Annotated in this window: 1 protein-coding gene; it reads left to right on the top strand. The window is 67.9% G+C overall.

Annotated features, from left to right (window positions below; all coding sequences use genetic code 11):
- The first annotated feature begins 758 nt into the window (after positions 1-758).
- The gene (locus ACWGIC_RS44830; RefSeq protein WP_452082049.1) at positions 759-2,738 is read left to right on the top strand and encodes a S53 family peptidase; all 1,980 of its coding nucleotides are present in this window, start codon (positions 759-761) and stop codon (positions 2,736-2,738) included.
- The last annotated feature ends 112 nt before the right edge of the window (positions 2,739-2,850 follow it).

Here is a 2,850-nt window from a genome sequence, read left to right as displayed (position 1 = left end):
TTTCCCTGTTTGTAACTTTGTCCTCCCACCCCCCCCCCCCACCGCAGGGGAGGCTTCGTATCGGGGTGCAGGGCCGGGTGTGGCTGCGTTGGTGGGTTTGTGTGCGCGGGCTGCGGTTGAGTGGGTGGGGCGCGGGGTTTGGGTGTGTGGGCGGGGTGGGTTCGCGGGCTGCGGTTGGGCAGGTGGGTGCGTGGGTTGGGTGCTTGGTCCGGCCGGGCGGGGCGGTGGCGGTTTGGGGGGTGGGGCTAGCGCCCCAATGTGGCATTGGGTGCGTGGGACGCACCGAATGTGGCGTTGGGTGCGTGGGACGCAACCAATGTGGCATTGGGTGCGTGGGACGCACCGAATGTGGCATTGGGTGCGTGGGACGCAACCAATGTGGCGTTGGGTGCGTGGGGTGAGCCGAATGCCGCGTGGGGGTGTGGCGGTGGCGGAGGGGTGAGGGCGCGGTGGGGCGGATGGGTGAGTTTCTGCGTCCGGTGATCGAGATTGTGCGACCTTCGTAGGTGGTGCGGAGGGGAGCGGAGTGCTGCGAGGAGGAGGCGGGGAAACGGGCGTACTTCTGATTTCGGCACATTCCGCTGTGGACAGTGCGGATGAAACGGACTTTGGTCGCACTTGTCCCTTGTGTCGCGATGAGGGGAGCAGATAACGGTTCCGCACGGGGAAGCCGGACGCTTCCCCGGCGGGCGGGGGCAGTCCTAGTCTCGTTCCGGCGGCAGGCGGGGTCGAAGGCCGCGCAACACGAGGGAGTTGCTGTGCGTAGAAGCGTCACCATGTTTCTTTCGCTGGCGGTGGTGGGCGGCCTGGCCGCTTCGCCTGCCGTGGCGTCGGCTCAGGGGCGGGCGGACATTCCGCAATCGCATCCGGTTTGGGCCGAACCGCAGTCCAAGGTGGCCGATGCGGCTGGCTCGTCCACTATGGACTTTCGGGTTTACTTGAACCTCAAGGACCAGGGCGCGGCGGAGGCGGTCGCGCGGTCGGTGTCCGATCCGAACAGCCAGGGGTACCGGCATTATCTGTCGCCGGATCAGGTGCGGGACCAGTTCGCGGCCAGCGACCAGACGGTCTCGGCCGTCAAGAATTGGCTGTCCGCAAGCGGATTCCGGATTGGCGAGGTGCCGTCCAACCGGGCGTACGTCGAGGCGACCGGTACCGCTGACCAGGTGCAGCGCGCGTTCGCGGTGAACCTGGGCAAGTACCAGGTCAAGGGGCAGACGCTGCGCGCGGCGGACAAGGACCTGTCCGTTCCGGCCGCGCTGGCGAACGACGTGCTCGGCGTGGTGGGCGTCGACCAGGCGACGAACCTGTTCAAACCGGACCACACCGACGGGGCGGACTCGTCGGCGAAGAAGCAGTCCCGGGCGCAGGGCAGCCCGTCGACCGCGCCGCCCAGCAACGGGTTCCGCAATTCGGGACCGTGCAGTGCTTACTACGGCGAGAAGACCGACACGACTGACCCGGCCTACAACGGCAAGCAGCTTCCGTACGCGCCGTGCGGTTACACGCCCGCGCAGCTGCGTTCGGCGTACGGGCTGGACCAGGTCGCGAAGTTCGGTGCGGACGGCCGGGGCACCACGATCGCCATCGTGGACGCGTTCGCCTCGCCGACCATCTACGCCGACGCGGCGGAGTACGCCAAGCGCAACGACCCGGCGCACCCGCTGACCCAAAAGCAGTTCAAACAGCACATCTTCCCGCCGAACCCGGTGCTCGAGCCGCCGGACCAGTGCGACGCTTCCGGCTGGTACGGCGAGGAAACCCTCGACGTCGAGGCCGCGCACGGGCTCGCCCCCGGCGCGGACATCCTGTACGTCGGCGGGCAGGACTGTGAAGACCTGTCGCTGGACACCGCGCTGAACTACGTCGTCGCGGGGCACAAGGCCGACATCATCTCCAACTCCTACGGCAACACCGGCGAGGACATCCCGGCCTCCGAGGTCAAAGTGTTCAACCAGATCTCGGTGCAGGCGGTGCTCGAGGGCATCGGCGTGTACTTCTCCTCCGGCGACAACGGGGACGAGGTCGCGCGGCTGGGCACGCCGTCGCCGGACTTCTCCGCTTCGGCTCCGTGGGTGACCGCGGTCGGCGGGACCTCGCTGGCGGTCGGCAAGGACGGCAAGCGGATCTTCGAAACCGGGTGGGAGACCGGCAAGTCGACGCTGACCAACGGCGTCTACACCCCGGCGTTCCCCGGCGCGTTCAACGGCGGCGCGGGCGGCGGCACGAGCCGGCTGTTCGGCCAGCCCTTCTACCAGAAGGGAATCGTGCCGGACGCGCTGTCCACGAAGAACCAGACCGGCGGCGCGAAGGGCCGCGTGGTCCCGGACATCTCCGCGATCGCCGACCCCAACACCGGATTCCTGGTCGGCCAGACGCAGACCTTCCCGGACGGCGTCTACTACGACCAGTACCGGATCGGCGGCACGAGCCTGGCGTCGCCGGTGTTCGCGGGCGTGATGGCGGTGGCCGACAGCCTCGACCACTACCACCACGGGTTCATCAACCCGGTGCTGTACCAGCTGACGTCGCGCACGTCGGCGATCCACGACGTGCAGCACGTCGACGGAGCGGTGCAGCGCGTGGACTTCGCCAACGGGGTCGACGCCTCGGCTGGGCTGAAGACCTCCGCGCGGGTGCTCGACTACCCGAACCTGACGATCCACACGACCAAGGGCTACGACGACGTGACGGGCCTCGGCTCGCCGAACGGAGTGGCGTTCCTGCTGCTGGTGTGACCGAGGGGTGAAAGGAAGGGCCTGCCGGGGTTTCCTGGCAGGCCCTTCCTTGCGTACCGGTCCGTGAAGGACTCCTTGAGGGAATTAGATTCCCTCAAGGAGTCCTTCACGG

It is taken from the genome of Amycolatopsis sp. NPDC054798 (genome assembly GCF_053611505.1).
The sequence above is the reverse complement of the archived record's forward strand: the minus strand, read 5'-3'. Positions and strand labels throughout refer to the sequence as shown.